Here is a 24,549-nt window from a genome sequence, read left to right on the forward strand (position 1 = left end):
ACATCATGTCTGCCTTATTCAGGTGACTATAGCACCGGGGTTCCACCTCTTCCCATTCCGAACAGAGAAGTTAAGCCCGGTCACGCCGATGGTACTGCGTAACAGTGGGAGAGTAGGTAGTCGCCGTCTTAGAGGAAAGCCTCCATGTCGAAAGATGTGGGGGCTTTTTTTGTCTTGTCCGTCCCTTGCCCGCCATCCCCCTCCTCCGCATACTGGTGGAAAAGGGAAGATAGAAAATGGAAAGTGGCGTTGGGAACGTTAGTGGGAATTTGCTCTAAATACCGTACTCTCTGGCCGGGAAGGAAAAACATAAGGAATTTATTGGGGGTATAGGTGTGATCTATAGTAGTATGAATATAAAAAAGTGAATATTTTGTCCTAAATACTACATAATGAGGATAATTATTTGTATCTTTGTCGCCCGAATAAACAAAAGAAGCTTTGGGAAAGTTTGATAAATACAAAATCGATTTGAAAGGTATGCAAGCTGACTCTTGTAAATATGAGTTTGTTTTAGATAACCTTTTTTTTGCTAATATTGATGGACCGGAAGTACAAAAAGGTAAAGTCAATATTCTGTTGGTTGTAAAGAAAACATCTCGTGCTTTCGAATTGAACTTTCAAACAGACGGTATGGTATGGGTTCCATGTGATCGTTGTTTGGATGATATGGAGCAACAGATTACTTCTACTGATAAACTGTTGGTGAAGTTCGGTCATGAATATGCAGAAGAGGGTGATAACCTCGTCGTTATTCCAGAGGACGAAGGAGAAATTAACGTAGCATGGTTCATGTATGAGTTTATAGCTTTGGCGATTCCAATGAAGCATGTACATGCTCCTGGTAAGTGTAATAAAGCAATGAGTAGTAAGTTAAATAAACATATGCGTGTTACACCGGATGATGAAATGGAAGATGATACTTTTGTTCAGGAAGATGGGGAAAGTGAGATTGCTAATGAAGATACAGAAATAGCGGTAGATCCGCGTTGGGACGAATTAAAGAAAATATTAGATAACAATTAAAGATTAAAGAAAATGGCACATCCTAAGAGAAGACAGTCAAAAACAAGAACTGCAAAGAGAAGAACTCATGACAAAGCAGTCGCTCCTACATTGGCTATTTGCCCGAATTGCGGTGAATGGCATGTATATCACACTGTATGTGGTGCATGTGGTTACTATCGTGGTAAGCTGGCAGTTGAGAAAGAAGCTGCTGTTTAATTAGCAGTTTGACTAAAATTTATACTTGAATATCGGGCGTCTGAAAAGATTTGTAGATTGAAAGAGCAAACCTTTTTAGACTGCCGTTGTTTAAGTGTTTTTATAAGCAAACAAGATTAATGGAAAAAATAAATGCAGTAATTACAGGAGTCGGTGGTTATGTACCAGATTATATCTTGACAAATGATGAGATATCAAAAATGGTGGATACTAACGATGAATGGATTATGACTCGTATTGGAGTTAAGGAAAGACATATCCTGAATGAAGAAGGGTTGGGTACTTCGTATATGGCGCGTAAAGCTGCAAAGCAGTTAATGCAGCGTACTGGTTCTAATCCGGACGACATTGATTTAGTGGTTGTCGCTACCTCTACTCCTGATTATCAATTCCCATCTATCGCATCTATCTTATGTGATAAACTCGGACTAAAAAATGCTTTTGCTTATGATTTGTCTGCTGCTTGTTGTGGATTTCTTTTCCTCATGGAGACAGCTGCGAATTTCATTCGTTCGGGAAGGTATAAGAAGGTTATTATTGTAGGTGCAGATAAAATGTCATCCATCGTGAATTATACAGACCGTGCTACTTGTCCTATTTTTGGTGATGGTGCAGCGGCTTTCATGATGGAACCGACAATAGAAGATGTAGGTGTTATGGATGCTATCTTGAGAACTGATGGTAAAGGTTTGCCTTTTCTGCATTTGAAAGCAGGTGGTTCGGTTTGCCCCCCTTCTTATTTTACGATAGACAATCATATGCACTATCTTTATCAAGAAGGTCGTACAGTATTTAAATATGCAGTATCCAATATGTCTGATGTAAGTGCAGCAATTGCTGAAAAAAATAGTCTGACAAAAGATACTATTGATTGGGTAATTCCCCATCAGGCAAATCTTCGTATTATTGATGCTGTGGCACATCGTTTGGAAGTTCCTCATGAAAAGGTGCTGATTAATATTGATCGCTACGGTAATACAAGTGCTGGTACTCTTCCACTTTGTATCTGGGATTTTGAAGAAAAATTGAGGAAAGGTGATAATCTTATCTTTACGGCATTTGGAGCTGGGTTTACGTGGGGAGCCGTTTACGTGAAGTGGGGATACGATGGAAAGAAACAGTAATGGTTTAATTATGAATTGTAAATTATGGGTTACTTTCTTGATTAGATCATAAAAATATAAAAAACGCATCCTATTTCGATTCGATGCGTTTTTTTGTCTCAATTCAAATATACAATGATTATGACGCATAAAGCAGGCTTTGTCAATATCGTGGGAAATCCTAATGTAGGTAAATCTACATTGATGAATGTGCTAGTAGGTGAACGCATCTCTATCGCTACTTTTAAGGCACAAACTACTCGTCATCGTATTATGGGAATTTATAATACGGATGATATACAAATTGTATTTTCGGATACTCCGGGTGTACTGAAGCCTAACTATAAGTTGCAGGAGTCTATGCTGAATTTTTCTACTTCAGCTTTGACGGATGCGGATGTGTTGCTTTATGTGACGGATGTAGTTGAGACCCCTGATAAACATAATGATTTTGTGGAGAAAGTAGGACAGATGGATGTTCCGGTGTTATTACTTATCAATAAAATAGATTTGACTACTCAAGAGAAGTTGGTGGAGCTGGTAGAGGCGTGGAAAGCCTTGTTGCCGAAAGCGGAGATTATTCCTATTTCTGCAGCAACGAAATTCAATGTAGATTATGTAATGAAACGGGTGAAGGAGTTATTGCCCGATTCGCCGCCTTACTTTAACAAGGATCAGTGGACAGACAAGCCAGCACGTTTTTTTGTGAACGAAATCATTCGTGAAAAAATTCTGTTGTACTATGACAAGGAAATACCCTATTCAGTAGAAGTTGTGGTAGAACAATTTAAAGAGGAAGAAAAAAAAATATATATTAATGCTGTGATATATGTAGAGCGCGATTCGCAAAAAGGTATTATCATTGGTAAACAGGGTAAAGCTTTGAAGAAAGTGGCTACTGAGGCGCGTCGTGATTTGGAGAGGTTTTTCGGGAAGACAATTTTCTTGGAAACGTATGTGAAAGTTGATAAGGATTGGCGTAATTCAGATAAGGAGTTGCGGAGTTTTGGTTATCAACTGGACTAATATTAAAACGACTGTGACAGTCGCAAAAAAGAGTAGGAACTATGGGAAATTTAGTTGCAATCGTAGGACGCCCCAATGTGGGTAAGTCTACATTATTTAATCGTCTGACTAAGACAAGACAGGCAATTGTAAATGAAGAGGCGGGCACAACACGTGATCGTCAATATGGTAAATCCGAGTGGCTGGGACGTGAATTTTCACTGGTAGATACTGGCGGTTGGGTAGTAAACTCTGATGATATTTTTGAAGAGGAAATTCGTAAGCAGGTTTTGATGGCTGTGGACGAAGCAGATGTAATCCTGTTTGTTGTGGATGTGATAAACGGAGTAACAGATCTTGATTTGCAAGTGGCTTCTATCTTGCGCCGTACTAAGAAACCGGTTTTGCTGATTGCCAATAAGACTGATAATAATGAGTTGCAATATAATGCTCCTGAATTCTATAGTCTGGGTTTGGGGGATCCGTATTGTGTCTCTGCCATGACTGGTAGTGGTACAGGAGATATGATGGATCTTATTGTGAGTAAGTTTAAAAAGGAATCTGATGAGATACTGGATGAAGATATTCCTCGTTTTGCAGTAGTAGGACGTCCCAATGCTGGAAAGTCTTCAATTGTGAATGCTTTTATCGGTGAAGAACGTAATATCGTAACAGAGATTGCCGGAACAACTCGTGACTCTATTTATACGCGCTATAATAAGTTTGGGTTTGACTTTTATTTAGTGGATACGGCCGGTATCCGTAAGAAGAACAAGGTAAATGAGGACTTGGAATACTATTCTGTGATTCGTTCAATTCGCTCCATTGAAAATTCAGATGTTTGTATTCTGATGCTGGATGCTACACGTGGTATCGAAAGTCAGGATTTGAATATCTTTTCTCTTATTCAAAAGAATGCCAAGGGATTGGTGGTAGTGGTTAATAAGTGGGATCTTGTGGAAGATAAAACAACAAAAGTGATGAAGACTTTTGAGGATGCTATTCGTAACCGTTTTGCTCCTTTTGTGGATTTCCCGATTATTTTTGCTTCAGCTTTGACGAAACAACGTATCTTGAAAGTTTTGGAAGAAGCACGTACCGTATATGAAAATCGTATGACTCGTATATCTACAGCTCGTCTGAACGAAGAAATGTTACCGCTTATTGAAGCATATCCGCCTCCTGCAATCAAAGGCAAATATATTAAAATTAAGTATGTCACACAATTACCTAATACACAGGTGCCTTCTTTTGTATATTTTGCTAATCTTCCGCAATATATCAAAGAGCCTTATAAACGTTTTCTTGAAAACAAAATGCGTGAAAAATGGAATTTGACTGGTACGCCAATAAATATTTATATCCGTCAGAAGTAAGATTGTGACTTGATAAGATAAAAAGGACTGATTTTAAAATAAATCAGCCTTTTTTTATGTGATATTGGATAATATTTAAAAAAATATAGGTTAGTATTAATATTATCGGTATTTTTGTCTTGACACTAATACTTACAAAAGATGAGATTATTCGGTATCTTGTGTATACTACTTCTGTTATTTTTGCCAGTGAATAATCTGGGGGCGAATGAAGCCGAAGATTTGTTAACACTGTGTCGGAAAGCCACTTTACAAAAAAATATAGCAGGTTATTCTGCTGTTTGCCGTTATCTTTATCTGCGGGAGGAGAAGCCGGAGTTACTTGCCTTGTATGCAGATAGTATTCGACAAATAGGTGTTCGTACAAAAAATGTGGAGTGCTTTATAGAATATTATTCATGGAATAGTGAAGCGTGCTTTATGAAGGGAGATTTCGTAGGTGGCTACGCATTAAAAAATAAAGCATTATCCTTGGCTGAACGTATGAAGAATAATAGCTATATTACCGAATTATGCTCGGATATGGGATATTATTACAATGTTGATGCACGTTATGATTCTGCACGTTACTATTTAAAGAAAGGTATGGCAGTTTCTAAAGAAAGTCCGAAACTGGCAGAACATTACCGTACTATGTTGACAAATTATGCCAGTTCTTATCTGTATGAAGGTGAAACCGATTCAGCATTGATTTATACGGAAAAGGCTAAGGAACGTTCAGTTGCTGATAAAGATACAGCAATGTTGATTGAAAATCTGAATCAGCTAGGTACACTTTATCGTCGTAAAAAACATCTGGAACTATGTATTTCAAATTTTGAGGAAGCTATTAGATTATGTGAAGCACAAAAGAATTTCAGAACAGCCGCTTTTATTTATGGAAATATAGCCACAGCATACTCCGATTGGGATCGTCCGGCCGAGGCAATTCCTTTTTCCAAAAAAGCACTGGAGTATGCTTTAAAGATGAAAAATCCGCAAATGGAAGGAGTCTGCTATATCAATTTGGGGGCTATTCTGTGTAATATTGAGAGCTTACGGGAAGAAGGTATTGTTATGGTGAAAAAAGCTATTCCTCTTTTGATCGAGGTGAATAACAAACGTCGCCTTTGTGAAGCTTATGTGTACCTGACAGATGCATATCGTCGTGGTGGTAATTTGAATGCCGCAGTGGAATATTTGAACCTGTTGGAAAAATTATCATCCGAGCTTAAAACGGATGTAGAGCGTTATCGTTATTATCGGGTAAAGGCACCAATATTGCAAGATCAACAGCAATATGTCGAGGCTATAAAATACTACCTACGGATAACGGACATGTTGGAGAAAGGATATCGGGATGTGAAAGATAGTGAACATTACGTACGTCTTGCGGCATGTTACGCTGCCATTCATGAGGATCGGAAGGCATATACCTGTCTTCAAAAGGCTTATGCACTGTGTGATTTAAATTATCAGGAGAAATATGTAGATCGTTTATCTGATTTCTCAGTAAGGTACAAAACTAAGGAGAAAGAATTGGAAATCATACGCTTACGTCAGAAAGAATTGGAACAAGAAGCTGTGCAGTTACACCGTCGTGTAGTCTATGGAACAACGATTTCCACTCTCCTTATATTCCTTTTGGTACTTCTTTATACTCGGCAAAGGCAGAAAGCACATCTTTCAAAATTGGCACAGACTGCAGGAGAAAAAGAACGTCAATTTCTTGCTTTACAGCAAGAGACGGAGCAACGTTTATCACGAAAGTATATTGATGGCTTGGAAAGTGAGCGCGAACGAATGGCTACGGAATTACATGACGATATTTGTAATAATTTACTTGCGCTTGAAATAAATATCCGTTCGCTCACGGATGGTGATACAAAGATGAATAAGCAGATTGATTTGTTGGAAGAAACCCGTGAACGTCTGCGAAATATTTCACATGAATTGATGCCACCAGTATTCCAATATGCCACTATTGATGAAATGCTTGCCGATTATGTACAACATTTAACTCTTCCGGATTGTACACAGATCGTATATCGTTCTACTGAAAATGTAAACTGGAACTTGGTTCCACAGAAGATTGGATTTGAATTTTACCGTATAGTGCAAGAAGCTGTGAGTAATGCTGTAAAGTATGCTGATGCTTCGATCATCCAAGTGATACTGACTTTGGAGGAAAACAAACTTTCTGTGTTCATTGGTGATGATGGAAAAGGTTTTGATATGTATAAGAAAGTAAAAGGTATTGGATTGCGTACTATATTGCAACGTGCCGAAACAATAGAAGCAAAAGTGGAATTAAACTCTGTATCGTGTAAAGGTACGAATATAGAAGTAACTGTCAGGATTTAAAAGTGCTATGGAAAAGAATGCGAAAGCCAAAATGTTGGTGGTTGACGACCACAGCCTGATATTGGATGGTATTTGTAGGATTGTCAATAAAATACCTGAGGTTTTGATAGCCGATGCCGTTACTTCAGGCAAACAAGCGATCGAACTGATATCTCAACGTGATTATGATATCTATCTTTTAGATGTGAGTATACCGGATGTGTCGGGGTTCGACCTTATAACGCAAATTCGTGAAGTGAATGAGCAAGCACGCATTATTATAAATACCATGCATGAGGAAATATGGATTATCAATCGATTAATCCGTAGTGGAGTGAATGCGGTTATTTTGAAAACTTCTGCCTCTTCCGAATTATTGAATGCTATACATTGTGTGCTGAAAGGAGAAACTTATACATGCCCCCGTTTTGAATCTATTTGTCAAAAACTACGTTATTCTTTGATGCATTCACAACCTAAAGACGTCCCTACAAAACGTGAACTCGATGTGTTACAAGCGGTAGCTAAAGGATTTAGTACTCATGAAATTGCTGCATTACTTGCAATTTCAGAAAATACAGTAGAAACTTTTCGTAAAAGATTGATTAGTAAATTTGGGGCAAGAAATGCTATAGATATGGTAATCAAGGCTGTAGAACGGGGATGGCTTATACTGAGATAACTATTGGAAACCTTATATCACGGTTTTCCGTGATTTTTTATTGAACTGTTTTACTTAACTTTGCTCCGAGATTGAAGTTGTAGCTTATCCCCTTGATAATGAGTGTTTGAGTACAACGTAAAGTATATCGTGATGATATAAGTCAATTCTATTAACTGGTTTTATGAGAATGAGATATCCGGAACATTGTTCCGGATATCTTTTTTATCAATATAAATATCGAATGACTTTCTGGTTATCCTTCAATGTTTTGTATTTCAACCTCTTTGACTTTACGGAAAAGATCTGAAGCGAAAATAAAGCTATTTAAACGTTCGTTGCTAGAAGTGAAGATATCATCTTTACTCCCTTCCCATTCTTTATGCCCCTCGTAAATATAGATGATTTTCTCTCCGATACCCATTACGGAGTTCATATCGTGGGTATTAATAAGAGTTGTCATATTATATTCACGAGTAATATCTTGAATAAGCTCATCAATGACAAGCGAGGTTTTGGGATCCAGACCAGAGTTCGGTTCGTCACAAAACAAGTATTGGGGGTTTAATGCGATGGCTCGGGCGATAGCTACACGCTTCTGCATACCACCACTGATTTCGCCAGGGAATTTATCTTTGGCCTCAATCAGATTAACACGTTCCAGGCAAAACATGGCACGCTGGGTACGATCGCGCAACGTGTCATTACTGAACATATTCAAAGGGAACATAACATTATCGAGCACTGTCATGGAATCAAAGAGGGCTGCACTTTGGAAAATCATTCCCATTTCGCGGCGTAACGCTTTCTTTTCCTTTTTGTCCATCAGCAGAAAGTTACGGTTGTCATACAGTAACTCCCCCTTTTCAGGTATAAGCAGCCCTACGATACATTTCATCAAGACAGTTTTACCTGAACCGCTCTGACCAATAATAAGGTTGGTTTTACCATTTTCAAATATGGCATTGATATCCTTCAGTACCTCTTTCCTTTCAAATGACTTGCAAAGTCCCTTTAGTTCTATCATCTTGTTATTTACGATTTACTATTTAATTTACCCCATCAATAACTGAGTCAATATTAAGTCGGCAAATAAAATCAATACACTGCTACATACTACAGAATCTGTAGAAGCCTTACCTACCTCAATGGAACCTCCTTCAACAGTATAACCAAAGAAAGCTGATACACTGGCAATGATGAAGGCGAAGAATAAGGATTTGATGATACCACACCAAATGAACCATTCTACAAACATATATTGCAAGCCGTATTCCAGATCAACTGCTGACATGATTCCTCCAAACCAGCAGGTACAAAATGCACCGATAATTCCGGCAAATATACTGAATGTCACCATCAGCGGGATAGTGGTTACCATTGCTGTAATCTTAGGTAATATCAGATAATTGGCAGAATTGACCCCCATGATTTCAAGGGCATCGATCTGTTGGGTCACTCGCATGGTTCCTAACTCGGAAGCGATATTTGAACCGACCTTTCCTGCCAATATTAAACACATGATGGAAGAGGAGAACTCTAACAACATGATTTCCCGAGTGACATATCCCACCGTCCAACGTGGCATAAAAGGACTTTCAATGTTTAATTTTATTTGAATAGTGATAACGGCTCCAATGAAAAACGATATCAGCAGTACAATGCCGATAGAGTTCACACCGAGTTGTTCCATTTCGTTGATATACTGACGAAAGAACATACGCATACGTTCGGGACGGGCAAATACTCGTCCCATCAGCATGATATATCTTCCTACTGTTCTAAGTGCTTTAATCATGACTCATAAGTATTTGTCTGCAAATGTACATTATTTCGGCTTATTTTTGCTACATTTGCGCCAGTTTCACCACAGATTACGCAGTTTAGCACAGATTTCTTTGTGAAGTTTCATATTATTGGTGCACGGTAATGTAATCTATAGTGGGAAACAATTAACTGCCGGATTGGTTTTAATCTGTATAAATCTGTGGTGATATAGCGATATGGAAGAAGAAAGTAAAATGGTGCTCCGCACGGAAGACTTGGTTAAGAAGTACGGAAAGCGTACGGTCGTGAGTCATGTCTCTATAAATGTAAAGCAAGGTGAAATTGTTGGTTTACTTGGACCAAACGGTGCCGGTAAGACTACTTCGTTTTATATGACCGTTGGATTGATTACTCCCAATGAAGGGCGGATCTTTCTGGATGATTTGGATATCACGAAATACCCCGTGTATAAACGTGCGCAGACAGGTATAGGCTATTTGGCACAGGAAGCATCTGTATTCCGTCAGATGAGTGTGGAAGATAATATTGCTTCTGTTCTTGAAATGACCGATAAACCCTTGGAATATCAGAAGGAAAAATTGGAAAGTTTAATCGCAGAATTTCGTTTGCAGAAGGTGCGTAAGAATAAAGGTAATCAATTGTCAGGCGGTGAACGTCGTCGTACCGAGATTGCACGTTGTCTTGCCATCGACCCAAAGTTTATTATGCTTGATGAACCGTTTGCAGGCGTAGACCCGATTGCAGTGGAAGATATCCAGCAGATCGTGTGGAAGTTGAAAGATCGTAATATTGGCATTCTCATTACCGACCACAATGTGCAGGAAACACTGAGTATCACCGATCGTGCCTATCTTTTGTTTGAAGGCAAAATCCTATTTCAGGGTACCCCTGAAGAGTTGGCTGAGAACAAAATAGTTCGTGAAAAATATTTGAGTAACAGTTTTGTGCTTCGTCGTAAAGATTTTATGACATAAAAAAGACCGCTATAAGCGGTCTTCCTTTTTCTCCTTTATCTATATGATTAATATTTCGGAGGTCTGGCTTCTTTTACTACCATCTGGCGACCGAAGAATTCAGCGCCATCTAGTTCTGCGATAGCTTTGGCAGCAGCAACGCTGTCTTCCATTTCTACGAATGCGATACCTCTGAAACGTCCGGTTGCGCGGTCATTGATAAATTTTACAGAAGTTACTGTACCGTAATCTTCCATGGCCTTTTGCAGGTCACTTTCCTTAACACGGTAGTTAAGGTTTCCAACATAAATGTTCATAATGAAAAATGTAAATAAATGAAATAAATAAAACTCTCTTTGGAAAGACGACTTAATAATAAAAAGATTACATCGACAGAGAGTTTACAAAAGCGTTTTTTAACTGAAGTAAAAACTATGTAATAGAAATCGAGAAACTAATGTGTCGTCATTCCGCGACAAAGGAACACATTAATTTCGGATATACAATATTTTTCCTCAATTATTTTCAATTTTCTTTCCATTTCAATGAGTATCGGTAGCTTACCAGATATATGAATTGTGGACTGTACTGATTTGCGATATATGTGATATTTGAGCCGTTATAAATACTGGATTTTCATTTGTTGCTAAGCGGTTGAGTGATAGATGTATATGTGTGCCTAAAAACCCCTCATTTGGTATCTATCGTACCTTAGTAGGGTACATAACATTTCTTGGTAAGGTATCGGATGTGCCAAACTTGGGTGTTTTGTTACCCTGTGCGGGAACAGATGATATCCTTTGTAGAAACAGAACGGAATAGGAAATGAAGAAAGAGGAGACAGGAAATAATTGTCTGTGTTTTTTTGATAATTGAAAGATTAACGCTAATTTTGCACGCTCATTTGAGATTGAAATAAAGTATAAATCAAATAAATAATTGTCAGAATGAACGTTTCATTGCAAAACATTGACAAAGTAAGTGCATTGCTTACTGTAAAGCTTGAGAAAGCAGATTATCAAGAAAAGGTAGATAAGTCGTTGAAGCATTTCCGTCAGAAAGCTCAGGTACCGGGTTTCCGCCCAGGTATGGTGCCGATGAGTTTAGTAAAGAAAATGTATGGTAAGTCAGTATTGGCTGAAGAGGTGAATAAAGTTCTTTCGGAAGCTGTGTATAAGTATATTCAAGATAATAAGGTGAATATCCTTGGTGAGCCTTTGCCTAACGAAGAAAAGCAAAAGGAAATCGACTTTGATACAATGGAAGAGTTCGAATTCTTGTTTGATATCGCTTTGTCTCCTGAATTCAAAGTTGAAGTGGATGCAAAGGATGAAGTAGATTACTATACGATTGATGTAACGGAAGAAATGGTGAACAACCAAGTAAAAGCTTATACTCAACGTAATGGAAAATATGAAAAAGTAGAAACTTTCGAAGGTAACGACATGATGAAAGGTTTGCTTGCCGAGCTGGATGAAGAAGGTAATACAAAAGAAGGCGGTATTCAGGTAGAAGCTGCCGTTATGATGCCGTCTTACATGAAGAACGATGAACAAAAGGCTATTTTTGCTAATGCAAAAGTAAATGATGTTCTTGTATTCAATCCTTATGCTGCGTGGGACGGTAATGCTGCTGAACTTGCTTCTCTGTTGAAGATTGAAAAGGAAGCTGCCACTGAAATGAAGTCTAACTTCAGCTATCAGGTAGAAGAAATCACTCGTTTCGTGGAAGGCGAACTGAATCAGGAAATCTTCGATCAGGTGTTTGGTAAAGAGGTAGTGAAGAGCGAAGAAGAATTCCGTACAAAAGTAAAAGAGGTGGTTGCCGCTCAGTTTGTAGCAGATTCAGACTATAAGTTCTTGATCGATGTTCGCAAGATGTTGATGGAAAAAATTGGTACTTTGGAATTTCCGGATGTGTTGTTGAAACGTATTATGCGTTTGAACAATCCAGATAAGGATGAGAAGTTTGTAGAAGATAACTATGCAAAGAGCATTGAGGAACTGACTTGGCACTTGATTAAAGAACAACTGGTGAAAGCTAATGATATCAAGGTTGAGCAAGAAGACATCGCAAATATGGCTAAGGAAGCTACCCGTGCACAGTTTGCGCAATATGGTATGTTGAGTGTACCTGAAGAAATTCTTGAGAATTATTCAAAAGAAATGTTGAAGAAAAAAGAAAGCGTTGAAGGTCTGGTGAATCGTGTGGTTGAAACCAAATTGGCTGCTGCATTGAAGTCTCAGGTGAAGTTGAACAACAAAACAGTTTCAGCAGAAGAGTTTAATAAGATGTTTGAATAAGACATTACCAGAAAATGGCCGGTTTTTATAAAGAAACACAGAGTTTGACAAACTATAACTCTGTGTTTTTTTGTGTCTCTGTGTTCTTTTTTGTTTCTTTGTACCTTATTATATAACCCAAAAACAGAAAGAAAATGGATGATTTTAGAAAATACGCTACCAAGCATTTAGGTATGAACAGCTTGGTGTTGGATGATGTGATTAAATCACAGGCTGGGTATTTAAATCCCTATATCCTAGAAGAACGTCAGCTCAATGTAACTCAACTGGACGTCTTCTCCCGTCTGATGATGGATCGTATCATTTTTCTAGGTACTCAGATTGACGACTATACTGCCAATACATTGCAGGCGCAGTTGCTGTATCTGGATTCTGCCGATCCCGGTAAAGATATTTCTATTTATATTAACTCTCCAGGTGGCTCGGTATATGCCGGATTGGGTATTTATGATACTATGCAGTTTATCAGCAGTGATGTGGCAACTATCTGTACCGGTATGGCAGCCAGTATGGCAGCTGTACTTCTCGTAGCAGGCGCAGAAGGTAAGCGTTCTGCCTTGACGCACTCCCGTGTCATGATACATCAACCGATGGGAGGTGCTCAAGGGCAAGCTTCGGATATTGAAATTACTGCGCGTGAAATTCAAAAATTGAAGAAAGAACTTTATGCTATCATTGCTGACCATTCTCATACTTCGTTTGATAAAGTATGGGCCGATTCCGACCGCGATTATTGGATGACTGCACAGGAAGCCAAAGAGTATGGTATGGTAGACGAAGTGTTGATTAAAAAATAAATATGGCAGACTCTAAACGAAATAAAAACAGATGTAGTTTCTGCGGACGTTCGGAAGATGAAGTAGGTTTCCTGATAACGGGAATGAACGGTTACATCTGTGATAGTTGTGCTACACAGGCATACGAGATTACTCAGGAAGCTTTGGGTGACAAAAAAAGTGGTGCTGCAAAACTAAATCTGGAGGAACTTCCTAAGCCCGTAGAGATTAAGAACTTTCTCGACCAGTATGTTATCGGACAGGATGATGCTAAACGTTTTTTGGCTGTATCCGTATACAACCATTATAAGCGTCTGTTGCAAAAAGACGGTGGGGATGATGTGGAAATAGAAAAGTCCAATATTGTTATGGTAGGAAGTACCGGAACCGGGAAAACGTTGTTGGCGCGTACTATTGCTAAGTTGCTTCATGTGCCTTTCACTATTGTGGATGCAACGGTTTTGACGGAAGCCGGTTATGTGGGTGAGGATATTGAAAGTATTCTGACGCGTCTTCTGCAAGTGGCTGATTATAATGTACCTGAGGCAGAACAAGGTATCGTGTTCATTGATGAAATCGATAAGATTGCACGTAAAGGTGATAATCCTTCGATTACTCGTGATGTAAGCGGTGAAGGTGTACAACAAGGATTGCTTAAATTGTTGGAAGGTTCGGTTGTAAATGTTCCGCCTCAGGGGGGGCGTAAACATCCCGATCAGAAAATGATTCCGGTGAATACTAAGAATATATTGTTTATCTGTGGCGGAGCATTCGATGGTATCGAGAAGAAGATTGCGCAACGGTTAAATACTCATGTGGTGGGGTATAGCGCTGTCCGTAATACGGCTACTATTGATAAGAACAACCTGATGCAATATATTGCCCCACAGGATTTGAAGTCCTTTGGCTTGATACCCGAAATTATCGGTCGTCTGCCAGTGTTGACTTATCTAAATCCGTTAGATCGTACTGCATTGCGATCTATTCTTACAGAACCGAAGAATTCTATTGTCAAACAATATATCAAGTTGTTTGAAATGGACGGAGTAGAACTCGCTTTTGATGATGCTGTGTTTGAGTACATTGTAGATAAAGCTGTTGAATATAAGTTGGGAGCTCGCGGATTGCGCTCTATTGTGGAGACCATTATGATGGATGCGATGTTTGAAATCCCTTCTGAACAGAAAGATAGCTTTGTCGTAACGCTTGATTATGCCAAACGCCAGTTGGAAAAAGCGAACTTGGCAAGGCTTCAAAGCGCTTAAAATCAAAAGGTAATGCAAACTAAAGCCGACTTTTTTACTTTTTATTGAAAAATATTCGGTAGATTATGCTTGAAATTTAAGAAGTTGTTTATAACTTTGTTAGAGTTCTTGAAATACAAGTAGTATAATTGGTAACTCTATAAACAACCTAATGAATCATGGCAGGGAAGAAGATTAATTTGACAGACCAGCTGAAGAAATACTTCGGGTTCGACACTTTTAAAGGAAATCAGGAAGCAATCATACAGAATCTGTTGGAAGGTAATGATACGTTTGTGTTAATGCCTACCGGTGGTGGAAAGTCTCTGTGTTACCAGTTGCCTTCTTTATTAATGGAAGGTACGGGCATTGTGATCTCTCCGTTGATAGCTTTGATGAAAAATCAGGTCGACGCGATGCGTAACTTTAGTGAAGAAGATGGAATAGCTCATTTTATCAATTCTTCCCTTAATAAAGGTGCGATAGATCAGGTGAAGTCTGACATTCTTGCTGGTAAGACAAAGCTACTGTATGTAGCGCCCGAATCACTGACGAAAGACGAAAACGTGGAGTTTCTAAAAACGGTAAAGATCTCTTTTTATGCCGTAGACGAAGCTCACTGTATCTCAGAATGGGGACATGATTTTCGTCCTGAATATCGTCGTATCCGCCCTATTATCAATGAAATTGGGAAAGCCCCGTTGATTGCGTTGACTGCGACTGCCACTCCGAAAGTGCAACATGATATCCAGAAAAATCTGGGTATGGTGGAGGCACAGGTGTTCAAGTCGTCGTTCAACCGTCCGAACCTCTATTATGAGGTACGTCCTAAGACTGCAAACGTAGATAAGGATATCATTAAGTTTATCAAGAACAATCCGGAAAAGTCGGGTATCGTTTATTGCCTGAGTCGGAAGAAAGTAGAAGAACTTGCTGAAATCTTACAGGCAAACGGTATTAATGCTCGTGCTTATCATGCAGGAATGGATTCGGCCACACGAACACAAAATCAAGACGATTTTCTGATGGAAAAAATTGATGTGATTGTGGCTACTATTGCTTTTGGTATGGGTATTGACAAGCCTGATGTGCGTTATGTAATTCATTATGATATTCCTAAGAGTTTGGAAGGATATTATCAGGAAACCGGACGTGCCGGAAGAGATGGGGGAGAAGGACAGTGTATTACTTTCTATACGAATAAAGACTTGCAGAAACTGGAAAAGTTTATGCAGGGTAAACCTGTTGCAGAACAGGAAATAGGCAAGCAGCTTCTGCTGGAAACCGCTGCGTATGCCGAATCGTCCGTTTGTCGTCGGAAGACGTTGTTGCACTATTTCGGTGAAGAATATACGGAGGATAATTGTGGTAATTGTGATAACTGTTTAAATCCGAAAAAACAAGTGGAGGCTCAGGAATTATTATGTACCGTGATAGAAGCGATTATTGCGGTGAAAGAGAATTTTAAAGCAGATTATATTATAGATATCATACAAGGAAAAGAAACTTCAGAGGTGCAGGCTCATCTGCACGAAGATCTTGAAGTGTTCGGTTCTGGTATGGGAGAAGAAGACAAAACTTGGAATGCTGTTATCCGTCAGGCACTGATTGCAGGCTATTTAAGTAAAGATGTGGAGAACTACGGTTTACTCAAGGTTACGGAAGAAGGTAAAAAGTTTCTTAGACATCCGAGATCTTTCAAGATAACGGAAGATAATGATTTTGAGGAGACAGAAGAAGAAGCTCCGGCACGTGGTAGTGGTGCTTGTGCGGTAGATCCGGCACTTTACTCTATGTTGAAAGATTTGCGTAAAAAACTATCTAAGAAGTTGGAAGTACCACCGTATGTGATTTTTCAGGATCCTTCTTTGGAAGCGATGGCTACTATTTATCCAGTGACTTTGGATGAGTTGCAGAATATTCCAGGGGTTGGAGCTGGTAAGGCAAAACGTTATGGTGAAGAGTTCTGTAAATTGATTAAGCGCCATTGTGAGGAAAATGAGATTGAACGTCCTGAGGATTTGCGTGTCCGTACGGTTGCCAATAAATCTAAATTGAAAGTTTCTATTATCCAGGCTATTGACCGTAAGGTCGCGTTGGACGATATTGCATTGTCTAAAGGTATTGAGTTCAGCGAATTGCTGGATGAAATTGAAGCCATCGTTTATTCTGGTACGAAGTTGAATATCGATTATTTTTTAGATGAAATCATGGACGAGGACCATATGTTGGATATATATGATTATTTTAAAGAATCTACTACGGATAAGATTGATGATGCATTGGATGAATTGGGTGATGATTTTGCGGAAGAAGAGGTACGTTTGGTACGTATTAAATTCATTTCTGAAATGGCGAATTGATTATAGTTCGGTGATTTAAAAAAAGAAAAAATATTGCGTGTAAATATACGGAATGGAATAAAAAACGTATATTTGCACGCAATAATTTTTAAACGCATAGCCCTATGTCATTTATTGCTGATAAGATTGTAATGGATGGATTGACTTACGATGATGTTTTGTTAATCCCTGCTTATTCTGAAGTACTTCCCAAAACTGTCGAGCTCACGACAAAGTTTTCACGAAACATTGAGTTAAAAGTCCCGTTTGTAACAGCCGCTATGGATACGGTTACCGAAGCAAAGATGGCTATTGCCATTGCTCGTGAAGGTGGTATCGGCGTTATTCATAAAAATATGTCTATTGAAGAGCAGGCGCGTCAGGTTGCTATTGTGAAACGTGCTGAAAATGGTATGATTTATGATCCGGTAACTATCAAGAGAGGTTCCACGGTAGCTGATGCTTTGGCTTTGATGGCTGAGTATAAGATTGGTGGTATCCCAGTGGTGGATGATGAAAAATATTTGGTGGGTATTGTTACCAATCGTGATCTGCGTTTTGAGAAAGATATGAATAAGCGTATTGATGAGGTAATGACTAAGGAGAACATAATTACTACCAATCCTACTACAGATATGGAGGCTGTTTCTCAAATTCTGCAAGAACACCGGATTGAAAAATTACCGGTAGTAGATAAGGATAATAAATTGGTAGGATTGATTACTTATAAGGATATTACTAAAGCAAAAGATAAACCGATGGCATGTAAAGACAGTAAAGGTCGTCTGCGTGTTGCTGCCGGTGTCGGTGTAACGGTTGATACGCTTGATCGTATGCAGGCTTTGGTCGATGCAGGTGCAGATGCAATTGTTATTGATACGGCTCACGGACATTCTGTTTATGTAATTGAAAAATTGAAGGAAGCCAAAAAACGTTTTCCAGGTATTGATATTGTCGTAGGTAATATTGCTACTGGAGAAGCTGCCAAAGCTTTGGTAGAGGCTGGAGCTGATGGTGTAAAAGTGGGTATCGGTCCAGGATCTATTTGTACGACTCGTGTGGTTGCCGGTGTTGGTGTACCCCAGTTGTCTGCCGTGTATGATGTAGCCAAAGCATTGAAAGGTACAGGCATTCCTCTGATTGCTGACGGTGGTTTGCGTTATTCCGGTGATGTGGTGAAAGCTTTGGCTGCTGGTGGTTACAGCGTAATGATTGGTTCGTTAGTTGCCGGAACAGAAGAGTCTCCGGGTGATACAATTATTTTTAACGGTCGTAAGTTTAAATCTTATCGTGGTATGGGGTCTTTGGAAGCAATGGAGAATGGATCAAAAGATCGTTACTTCCAAAGTGGAACAAGTGATGTAAAGAAGTTAGTTCCGGAAGGTATTGCTGCACGTGTACCTTATAAAGGTACTTTGTATGAAGTTATCTATCAGTTGGTAGGTGGTCTGCGTGCAGGTATGGGCTATTGTGGTGCTGCCAATATCGAGCAGTTGCATAACGCCAAGTTTACTCGTATTACCAATGCTGGTGTGCTGGAAAGTCATCCGCACGATGTAGCGATTACGAGTGAAGCCCCGAACTACAGCCGTCCGGAATAAACATATTTTGTAGACATGAGATAAATGCCCGGGGAGTGTATTATGCTTTTCGGGCATTCTTTTGTTTTCAGACAAAAAAATTATGGTAAGAACAAATTTGACAATCATACTTCTATTGCTGGTAAGTACTATAGTTGCGCAGCAAGATCCGGTAATGATACGTATCGACGGGAAAGATGTACTACGTTCAGAGTTTGAGTATTTTTATAATAAAAATAAGTCAGGTTCTGATTTAGAGAAGAAAACGCTAGATAAATATGTCAATTTGTTCGTGGACTTCAAGTTGAAAGTCCGGGCAGCTGAAGATGCTGGTTTGGATACTGTGGCGTTGTTTAAGAAAGAACTTGAAGAATATCGTCTACAATTGATTAAATCGTATCTCACCGATAGGGAGGTCACGGAGAAAGAAGCCCGTTACTTGTATGATAAAATGAAGGACAATCACCGTGCTGGTCAGGTACATGTGGCACATATTTTTAAGTATCTTCCTCAGAATGTAACTAGTATCACTCTTCGTGAAACCGAGATGCAGATAGATTCTGTTTATAAATTCCTGCAAAAAAATAATACGGATATGGCTTTTAAAAATTGTATGGATAAGTTTTCCGATGAAAAGCAGACATTCTGGATGAGTTGGTTACAGATGCCGATAGAGTTTGAAGATACCGTATTCAGTTTAAAAGTCGGTGAGATATCACGTCCTTTTTATACTCCTCAGGGTATTCATATTGTAAAGGTACTTGGACGGAAAGAAATACCTTCGTTTGAAACTGTCAAAGATGAAATTATCCGGAGGAGGACACACCATTATAATATAGATAAAGGTACAAGGGCTTTTGTGGAAAAGTTGAAAAAGGAATACCGTTATACTCCTGATAAATTTAGTATCGATGAACTGATAACCCAAGGATCTACTGTCCGGACTTTGTTTACTCTCAATGGGAAAAAATATACAGGTAAGGAATTTTCTCATTTTGCCATGACCTATCCGGCAGGAGTACGTAAGCAACTGGAAGGTTTTATTATGAAATCTGTTTTAGATTATGAAAACTCGCGTTTGGAACAGAAATATCCGAATTTGTGTTATCAGGTATTGGAATATCGGGATAATCTTTTATTAGATAGAATTACTGAACAAGAAATTGAACGACGTGCTTTGACTGATGAGTACGGTTTACAGGCGTATTTTAATAAACATCGTTCTAACTATCAATGGAAAGAACCCCGTTACAAAGGTATTGTATTGCATTGTACCACTAAACGTATTGCTAAGCAAGCCCGTAAATTTCTGAAACATTTGCCAGAGAATGAGTGGAAAGATGCTATTCGGTTAACTTTTAATGCTGGCTCTCAACCTCAGATACAATTGGAACAAGGGGTATTTACTATGGGTGATAATATCTATGTTGACGATTTAGTGTTTAAAAAGGAGGATGCTACTCCTGTAATGTCATTCCCTTTTACTGCTGTGTTAGGTAAAAAAGTAAAAGGGCCGGAAGATTATCAGGAGGTACGTAAAGTCCTTATTGCCGATTATCATAACTATCTAGAGGGGCAGTGGATGAACCGATTACGTACTAATGCTAAGGTTGAAATTAACCAAGAGGTTTTAAAAACCGTTAATAATCACTGATGCAACCAATTAAAGCACTATCTTCGTACCTTAAAATATAGTAAATATCAGTAGATAATGCGAACAACCTGCATTGGGCTTTTAATTCTTCTTCTTTGTGTTGCATGCAAGGAACAACATGACCACGAGGGACGGACACCTTTGGTGGAGTTGGACGGTAATTTTCTTTATCGAGAAGACTTACAATCGGTACTTCCTGATGGATTGACGACGGACGACAGCCTGTTGTTTGCCGAACATTACATCCGTAATTGGGTGGAAGATGTTCTGCTCTACGAAAAAGCACGGAGTAATATCCCTAATAATGGTGAGATAGACAAGTTGGTGGAAAATTATCGTAAGGCTTTGATTATGCATACTTATCAACAGGCATTGATACATCAAACTCTTTCCGGGGAGATATCCGAACAGGAACTGATTGATTATTATACTAAGAATCATGTGCTTTTCAAGGTAGAACGTCCGTTAATGAAGGGATTATTCATCAAAGTTCCGTTGACGGCTCCTCAGTTGGGTAATGTACGGCGTTGGTATAAGACTGAAAATCGTGAGGCGGTGGAACATTTGGAGAAATATAGTTTGCAGAATGCTGTGAAGTATGAATATTTTTATGATAAATGGGTGCCGATGGCCGACGTGCTTGACTTGATGCCGTTGAAAGCTGCCGATACCGAAAAATATTTGGATAAAAACCGCCATGTAGAATTGAAAGATACAGCCTTCTATTATTTTCTGAATGTGAGTGATTTTCGTCGGATAGGAGAACAGGAACCGTTTGAATTTGCACGTGCGCAAGTGAAGGATATGCTGCTGAATATGAAACAAGTGGAATTTATGCAACAGGTAAAGAACGACTTGTATCAACGGGCGGAGAAGAAAAATGAAATTAAATATTATTAGTATAAGACACCAAGAATGAGAAAGTGTATGAACTTTAAGTTTGTAGTTTTATTTGCCTTGACACTGTTAGCCGGTACTACCGTTTATGGACAAGACAACGTGATTGACGAGGTAGTTTGGGTAGTAGGTGATGAGGCTATCTTGAAGTCTGAAGTAGAAGAGGCGCGTATGAGCGCTTTGTATGAAGGACGTAAATTTGATCGTGATCCCTATTGTGTGATACCGGAGGAAATAGCGGTACAGAAATTGTATCTGCATCAGGCTGCACTCGATAGTATTGAAGTTTCCGAAAGTGAGGTTATTCAGCGTGTGGACTACATGACAAATATGTATATTGCCAATATCGGTTCGCGCGAGAAGATGGAAGAATACTTTAACAAAACTTCCAGCCAGATACGTGAAACTTTGCGCGAGAATGCTCGTGAAGGGTTGAAAGTACAAAAGATGCAACAGAAACTTGTAGGGGAAATTAAAGTGACTCCGGCCGAGGTACGCCGTTACTTTAAAGATTTGCCACAGGATAGTATCCCTTACATTCCTACTCAGGTTGAAGTACAGATTATCACTCAGCAACCGAAAGTCCCTTTAGAGGAGATAGAAGATGTAAAGAGACGTCTGCGTGAATATACCGACCGTATCAACAAGGGAGAAACTAGTTTCTCTACATTAGCACGTCTTTATTCAGAAGACCGTGGGTCTGCCATGCATGGTGGTGAAATTGAGTTCTCCGGACGTGGTATGCTCGATCCGGCTTATGCAAATGTTGCTTTCAACTTGCAAGACCCTAATAAAGTGTCTAAGATTGTTGAGTCTGAATACGGTTTTCATATTATTCAGTTGATAGAGAAACGGGGAGACCGCATTAAGACCCGTCACATTTTGCTGAAACCGCATATACCGGAGGAAGCATTAGAGGCTGGTAAGGCTCGTTTGGATTCCATTGCTGATGATATCCGTAATGGCAAGTTTACTTTTGAAGAAGCTGCATCTGTGCTTTCACAGGATAAGGATACACGCAATAATCATGGCTTGTTGCCTAATCCTAATACCAATACTTCTAGATTTGAAATGCAGGAGCTTCCCCCTGAAATAGCTAAAATGGTAGATAAGATGAAAGTGGGTGAGATTTCTGAAGCTTTCGTGATGATACCGCAGAAGACGGGAAAGGAAGAGTGCGTTATTGTGAAACTTAAAAGTCGTACCAACGGTCATAAGGCTACCATTTCTGAAGATTATCAAAATCTGAAAAATATCGTATTGGAAAAACGCCGTGATGAAATGTTGGATAAATGGATACGTGAGAAACAGAAGCATACTTATGTCCGTATCAATGAGAATTGGAGAAACTGTACATTCAAATATCCAGGATGGATAAAAGACTGATATTTTCTGTTTTATACTTGTTCTGTGTGTGCTTGTTGAGCGCACAGGACAAGAAAAAAGAGCCTGAAAAGAAAAAAACGCGTGTTGATTTGCTCTATGCCGACGAAGCGCGGGCAGACAAACAGTTTCGTCCAGATGTACAAGTGCTTATCGGGGCGGTTAGGTTGAAGCATGACAGCATGTATATGTTTTGTGATAGTGCATTGATTTATGAGAAAATCAATTCTGTCGAGGCGTTTGGTAATGTACGTATGGAGCAGGGAGACACCTTGTTCATATATGGTGATTACCTGTATTATGATGGTATGTCTCAGTTGGCCATGTTGCGTGAGAATGTACGTATGATTAATCGTAATACTGAACTTACTACCGATAGTTTGAATTATGATCGTCTTTACAATTTGGGATACTACTTTGATGGTGGTACGCTTACAGATGAAGAGAATGTATTGACTTCAGAATGGGGTGAATATAGTCCGGCAACTAAATTATCAGTATTCAACCATGACGTAAAGTTGGTAAATCCCAAGTTTGTTTTGACTTCGGATACATTGAAGTATAATACAGCTTCTAAAATAGCTACTATCCTTGGTCCTTCGGATATTGTTAGTGACAAGAATCATATTTACTCGGAACGTGGAATATACAATACCATTACAGAACAAGCTGAACTTTTAGACCGTTCCGTGTTGACCAATGAAGGTAAGAAACTCACAGGTGACAGCCTTTTCTATGACCGTAATCTGGGTTATGGTGAAGCTTTCAATAATGTGCAGATGAACGATACGGTGAACAAAAATATGCTTACTGGTAATTATTGTTTCTACAATGAACTTACTGGCAATGCTTTGGCAACTCAGCGTGCTGTTGCTATTGATTATTCTCAAGGTGACAGCCTTTTTATGCATGGAGATACATTGCGGTTGGTTACTTATCATTTGAATACGGATTCTATGTACCGTGAGATGCGGGTTTATCATAAAGTTCGTGCCTATCGTACAGATGTACAGGCTGTTTGTGATTCTTTGGTGTATAATTCCCAAGATTCCTGCATGACGATGTACACCGATCCGGTTATTTGGCATGGTGCGCAACAATTGCTTGGTGAAGAAATTAAAGTTTATATGAACGACAGTACCATTGATTGGGCTCATATTATTAATCAGGCTTTGGCAGTAGAGCAAAAAGACTCTATACACTATAATCAAGTTACTGGTAAGGAAATGAAGGCCTACTTTATAGCAGGTGAGATGCGTCGTGTGGATGTAAATGGTAATGTTCTTATCATATTCTATCCGGAAGAAAAAGATTCTACAATGATTGGTATGAACTATGCTGAAGGCAGCTTTTTGCGTATTTATCTCAAAGATCGTAAAATGGAGGAAGCTGCCCTCATCGGTAAGTCTAATGGCATTTTATATCCTATGGATCAGATACCGGCAGATAAAATGAAACTGCCTTCTTTTGTGTGGTTCGACTATATTCGTCCGCTCAATAAAGAGGATATCTTTGAGTGGCGGGGTAAAAAAGCAGGTGAAACTTTGCAGAAAAGTGATAGGAAACCTGTCTCTTCGCCAAGAGACATGCATATTAAACGAACTAAAAAGTAATGCTATGGGAATGTTTACAATGCGGAAGCCTCGTGGCTTTAATCATTCATACATTTATGTGGATGAGCGAAAAGAGAAGTTGGCAAAGATGGAAGAAGATGCTAAGCGTGAATTGGGTATGATACCAGAGAAAGAGTTTTCTCCGGAAGATATCCGAGGAAAGTTCGTTGAGGGTACCACTCATTTGAAACGTCGCAAGGAAAGTGGACGTAAGCCTGTACACTTGGGTGTTATTTTGGTTATCATAGCCTTATTAGGATATCTATGGTATGCTATCGCGAGCGGACTTCTCTAAGTTCCCATATCTTATATCTTATATTTTAAC

Annotated in this window: 21 protein-coding genes and 1 rRNA gene; 19 read left to right on the forward strand and 3 right to left on the reverse strand. The window is 39.1% G+C overall.

The genetic code is table 11. The features are described 5' to 3' along the window. Positions 1-18: 18 nt before the first annotated feature. The 8 genes from rrf to C1A09_RS09720 all read left to right on the forward strand — a co-directional run bounded on the left by rrf (position 19) and on the right by C1A09_RS09720 (position 7,712). A 5S ribosomal RNA gene (gene rrf / locus C1A09_RS09680) occupies positions 19-129 on the forward strand. A gap of 312 nt (positions 130-441) precedes the next feature. Next, entirely contained in the window at positions 442-1,026 is a 585-nt protein-coding gene (locus C1A09_RS09690) for a YceD family protein (protein ID WP_101543491.1), read from the forward strand. Between the two features lie 12 nt (positions 1,027-1,038). Continuing rightward, on the forward strand, positions 1,039-1,224 hold the full coding sequence (rpmF, locus tag C1A09_RS09695; protein ID WP_004288267.1) for a 50S ribosomal protein L32: 186 nt from the start codon (positions 1,039-1,041) through the stop codon (positions 1,222-1,224). Positions 1,225-1,343: 119 nt separating this feature from the next. After that, a complete protein-coding gene (locus tag C1A09_RS09700) occupies positions 1,344-2,348 on the forward strand; it encodes a beta-ketoacyl-ACP synthase III (RefSeq protein WP_101543493.1) in 1,005 nt (334 codons plus the stop codon). Positions 2,349-2,468: 120 nt separating this feature from the next. Beyond that, positions 2,469-3,353 carry a GTPase Era gene (era, locus tag C1A09_RS09705; protein ID WP_101544198.1) on the forward strand — a complete coding sequence of 295 codons (885 nt, stop codon included), beginning with the start codon at positions 2,469-2,471 and terminating at the stop codon, positions 3,351-3,353. Between the two features lie 41 nt (positions 3,354-3,394). After that, positions 3,395-4,708 carry a ribosome biogenesis GTPase Der gene (der, locus tag C1A09_RS09710; protein WP_101543495.1) on the forward strand — a complete coding sequence of 438 codons (1,314 nt, stop codon included), beginning with the start codon at positions 3,395-3,397 and terminating at the stop codon, positions 4,706-4,708. A gap of 141 nt (positions 4,709-4,849) precedes the next feature. Continuing rightward, positions 4,850-7,051, forward strand: a complete 2,202-nt coding sequence (locus C1A09_RS09715; protein WP_101543497.1) for a tetratricopeptide repeat-containing sensor histidine kinase — start codon at positions 4,850-4,852, stop codon at positions 7,049-7,051. Between the two features lie 7 nt (positions 7,052-7,058). Further along, positions 7,059-7,712, forward strand: coding sequence for a response regulator (locus tag C1A09_RS09720; RefSeq protein ID WP_101543498.1), 654 nt, complete (start codon positions 7,059-7,061; stop codon positions 7,710-7,712). 235 nt (positions 7,713-7,947) lie between these two features. Here the strand turns inward: C1A09_RS09720 and C1A09_RS09725 are convergent, their stop codons facing one another. Continuing rightward, entirely contained in the window at positions 7,948-8,718 is a 771-nt protein-coding gene (locus tag C1A09_RS09725) for an ABC transporter ATP-binding protein (protein WP_101543500.1), read from the reverse strand. Positions 8,719-8,745: 27 nt separating this feature from the next. Beyond that, positions 8,746-9,489, reverse strand: coding sequence for an MlaE family ABC transporter permease (locus C1A09_RS09730; RefSeq protein ID WP_101543502.1), 744 nt, complete (start codon positions 9,487-9,489; stop codon positions 8,746-8,748). A gap of 205 nt (positions 9,490-9,694) precedes the next feature. Here C1A09_RS09730 and lptB point away from each other — a divergent pair, with 205 nt between their 5' ends. Continuing rightward, the gene (gene lptB, locus C1A09_RS09735) at positions 9,695-10,453 is read left to right on the forward strand and encodes an LPS export ABC transporter ATP-binding protein (RefSeq protein ID WP_101543504.1); all 759 of its coding nucleotides are present in this window, start codon (positions 9,695-9,697) and stop codon (positions 10,451-10,453) included. A gap of 47 nt (positions 10,454-10,500) precedes the next feature. On the opposite strand, the gene rbp is transcribed toward lptB, so the two are convergent. Further along, complete coding sequence (gene rbp / locus C1A09_RS09740; protein ID WP_101543506.1) at positions 10,501-10,749, reverse strand: RNA-binding regulator; 249 nt, start codon at positions 10,747-10,749, stop codon at positions 10,501-10,503. A 630-nt stretch (positions 10,750-11,379) separates the two neighbouring features. On the opposite strand from rbp, the gene tig reads away from it, so the two are divergent. The 10 genes from tig to C1A09_RS09790 all read left to right on the forward strand — a co-directional run bounded on the left by tig (position 11,380) and on the right by C1A09_RS09790 (position 24,519). Then, the gene (tig, locus tag C1A09_RS09745; protein ID WP_101543508.1) at positions 11,380-12,735 is read left to right on the forward strand and encodes a trigger factor; all 1,356 of its coding nucleotides are present in this window, start codon (positions 11,380-11,382) and stop codon (positions 12,733-12,735) included. Positions 12,736-12,869: 134 nt separating this feature from the next. After that, entirely contained in the window at positions 12,870-13,532 is a 663-nt protein-coding gene (gene clpP / locus C1A09_RS09750; protein ID WP_101543511.1) for an ATP-dependent Clp endopeptidase proteolytic subunit ClpP, read from the forward strand. Between the two features lie 2 nt (positions 13,533-13,534). Next, positions 13,535-14,776 (forward strand): ATP-dependent Clp protease ATP-binding subunit ClpX, encoded by a 1,242-nt coding sequence (gene clpX / locus C1A09_RS09755; RefSeq protein WP_101543513.1) that lies wholly within the window; start codon positions 13,535-13,537, stop codon positions 14,774-14,776. Positions 14,777-14,934: 158 nt separating this feature from the next. Continuing rightward, positions 14,935-17,118: a DNA helicase RecQ gene (gene recQ / locus C1A09_RS09760; protein ID WP_101543515.1), complete on the forward strand. Its 2,184-nt coding sequence runs from the start codon at positions 14,935-14,937 to the stop codon at positions 17,116-17,118. A 104-nt stretch (positions 17,119-17,222) separates the two neighbouring features. Beyond that, positions 17,223-18,698, forward strand: a complete 1,476-nt coding sequence (guaB, locus tag C1A09_RS09765) for an IMP dehydrogenase (RefSeq protein ID WP_101543518.1) — start codon at positions 17,223-17,225, stop codon at positions 18,696-18,698. An 82-nt stretch (positions 18,699-18,780) separates the two neighbouring features. Then, positions 18,781-20,331: a peptidylprolyl isomerase gene (locus C1A09_RS09770; protein WP_101543521.1), complete on the forward strand. Its 1,551-nt coding sequence runs from the start codon at positions 18,781-18,783 to the stop codon at positions 20,329-20,331. Positions 20,332-20,388: 57 nt separating this feature from the next. Then, the gene (locus tag C1A09_RS09775) at positions 20,389-21,231 is read left to right on the forward strand and encodes a peptidylprolyl isomerase (protein WP_101543524.1); all 843 of its coding nucleotides are present in this window, start codon (positions 20,389-20,391) and stop codon (positions 21,229-21,231) included. 15 nt (positions 21,232-21,246) lie between these two features. Beyond that, positions 21,247-22,614, forward strand: coding sequence for a peptidylprolyl isomerase (locus tag C1A09_RS09780; protein WP_101544200.1), 1,368 nt, complete (start codon positions 21,247-21,249; stop codon positions 22,612-22,614). After that, the gene (locus C1A09_RS09785) at positions 22,599-24,224 is read left to right on the forward strand and encodes an OstA-like protein (protein ID WP_101543526.1); all 1,626 of its coding nucleotides are present in this window, start codon (positions 22,599-22,601) and stop codon (positions 24,222-24,224) included. The genes C1A09_RS09780 and C1A09_RS09785 overlap by 16 nt, the downstream gene beginning before the upstream one ends. A 4-nt stretch (positions 24,225-24,228) precedes the next feature. Then, complete coding sequence (locus C1A09_RS09790) at positions 24,229-24,519, forward strand: hypothetical protein (RefSeq protein ID WP_101543529.1); 291 nt, start codon at positions 24,229-24,231, stop codon at positions 24,517-24,519. The last annotated feature ends 30 nt before the right edge of the window (positions 24,520-24,549 follow it).

This window comes from Bacteroides cutis, from assembly GCF_900241005.1.
GTDB classification, from domain to species: Bacteria; Bacteroidota; Bacteroidia; order Bacteroidales; family Bacteroidaceae; genus Bacteroides; species Bacteroides cutis.

Bases quoted from the DNA above. Each gene is read 5' to 3' on its own strand.
- C1A09_RS09785 (WP_101543526.1), top strand. From the start codon at position 22,599: ATGGATAAAAGACTGATATTTTCTGTTTTATACTTGTTCTGTGTGTGC.
- C1A09_RS09770 (WP_101543521.1), top strand. From the start codon at position 18,781: ATGGTAAGAACAAATTTGACAATCATACTTCTATTGCTGGTAAGTACT.
- C1A09_RS09725 (WP_101543500.1), bottom strand. From the start codon at position 8,718: ATGATAGAACTAAAGGGACTTTGCAAGTCATTTGAAAGGAAAGAGGTA.
- C1A09_RS09700 (WP_101543493.1), top strand. From the start codon at position 1,344: ATGGAAAAAATAAATGCAGTAATTACAGGAGTCGGTGGTTATGTACCA.
- der (WP_101543495.1), top strand. From the start codon at position 3,395: ATGGGAAATTTAGTTGCAATCGTAGGACGCCCCAATGTGGGTAAGTCT.
- lptB (WP_101543504.1), top strand. From the start codon at position 9,695: ATGGAAGAAGAAAGTAAAATGGTGCTCCGCACGGAAGACTTGGTTAAG.
- C1A09_RS09775 (WP_101543524.1), top strand. From the start codon at position 20,389: ATGCGAACAACCTGCATTGGGCTTTTAATTCTTCTTCTTTGTGTTGCA.
- C1A09_RS09780 (WP_101544200.1), top strand. From the start codon at position 21,247: ATGAGAAAGTGTATGAACTTTAAGTTTGTAGTTTTATTTGCCTTGACA.
- clpX (WP_101543513.1), top strand. From the start codon at position 13,535: ATGGCAGACTCTAAACGAAATAAAAACAGATGTAGTTTCTGCGGACGT.
- era (WP_101544198.1), top strand. From the start codon at position 2,469: ATGACGCATAAAGCAGGCTTTGTCAATATCGTGGGAAATCCTAATGTA.
- C1A09_RS09720 (WP_101543498.1), top strand. From the start codon at position 7,059: ATGGAAAAGAATGCGAAAGCCAAAATGTTGGTGGTTGACGACCACAGC.
- guaB (WP_101543518.1), top strand. From the start codon at position 17,223: ATGTCATTTATTGCTGATAAGATTGTAATGGATGGATTGACTTACGAT.
- clpP (WP_101543511.1), top strand. From the start codon at position 12,870: ATGGATGATTTTAGAAAATACGCTACCAAGCATTTAGGTATGAACAGC.
- rbp (WP_101543506.1), bottom strand. From the start codon at position 10,749: ATGAACATTTATGTTGGAAACCTTAACTACCGTGTTAAGGAAAGTGAC.
- tig (WP_101543508.1), top strand. From the start codon at position 11,380: ATGAACGTTTCATTGCAAAACATTGACAAAGTAAGTGCATTGCTTACT.
- recQ (WP_101543515.1), top strand. From the start codon at position 14,935: ATGGCAGGGAAGAAGATTAATTTGACAGACCAGCTGAAGAAATACTTC.
- C1A09_RS09730 (WP_101543502.1), bottom strand. From the start codon at position 9,489: ATGATTAAAGCACTTAGAACAGTAGGAAGATATATCATGCTGATGGGA.
- rpmF (WP_004288267.1), top strand. From the start codon at position 1,039: ATGGCACATCCTAAGAGAAGACAGTCAAAAACAAGAACTGCAAAGAGA.
- C1A09_RS09790 (WP_101543529.1), top strand. From the start codon at position 24,229: ATGGGAATGTTTACAATGCGGAAGCCTCGTGGCTTTAATCATTCATAC.
- C1A09_RS09715 (WP_101543497.1), top strand. From the start codon at position 4,850: ATGAGATTATTCGGTATCTTGTGTATACTACTTCTGTTATTTTTGCCA.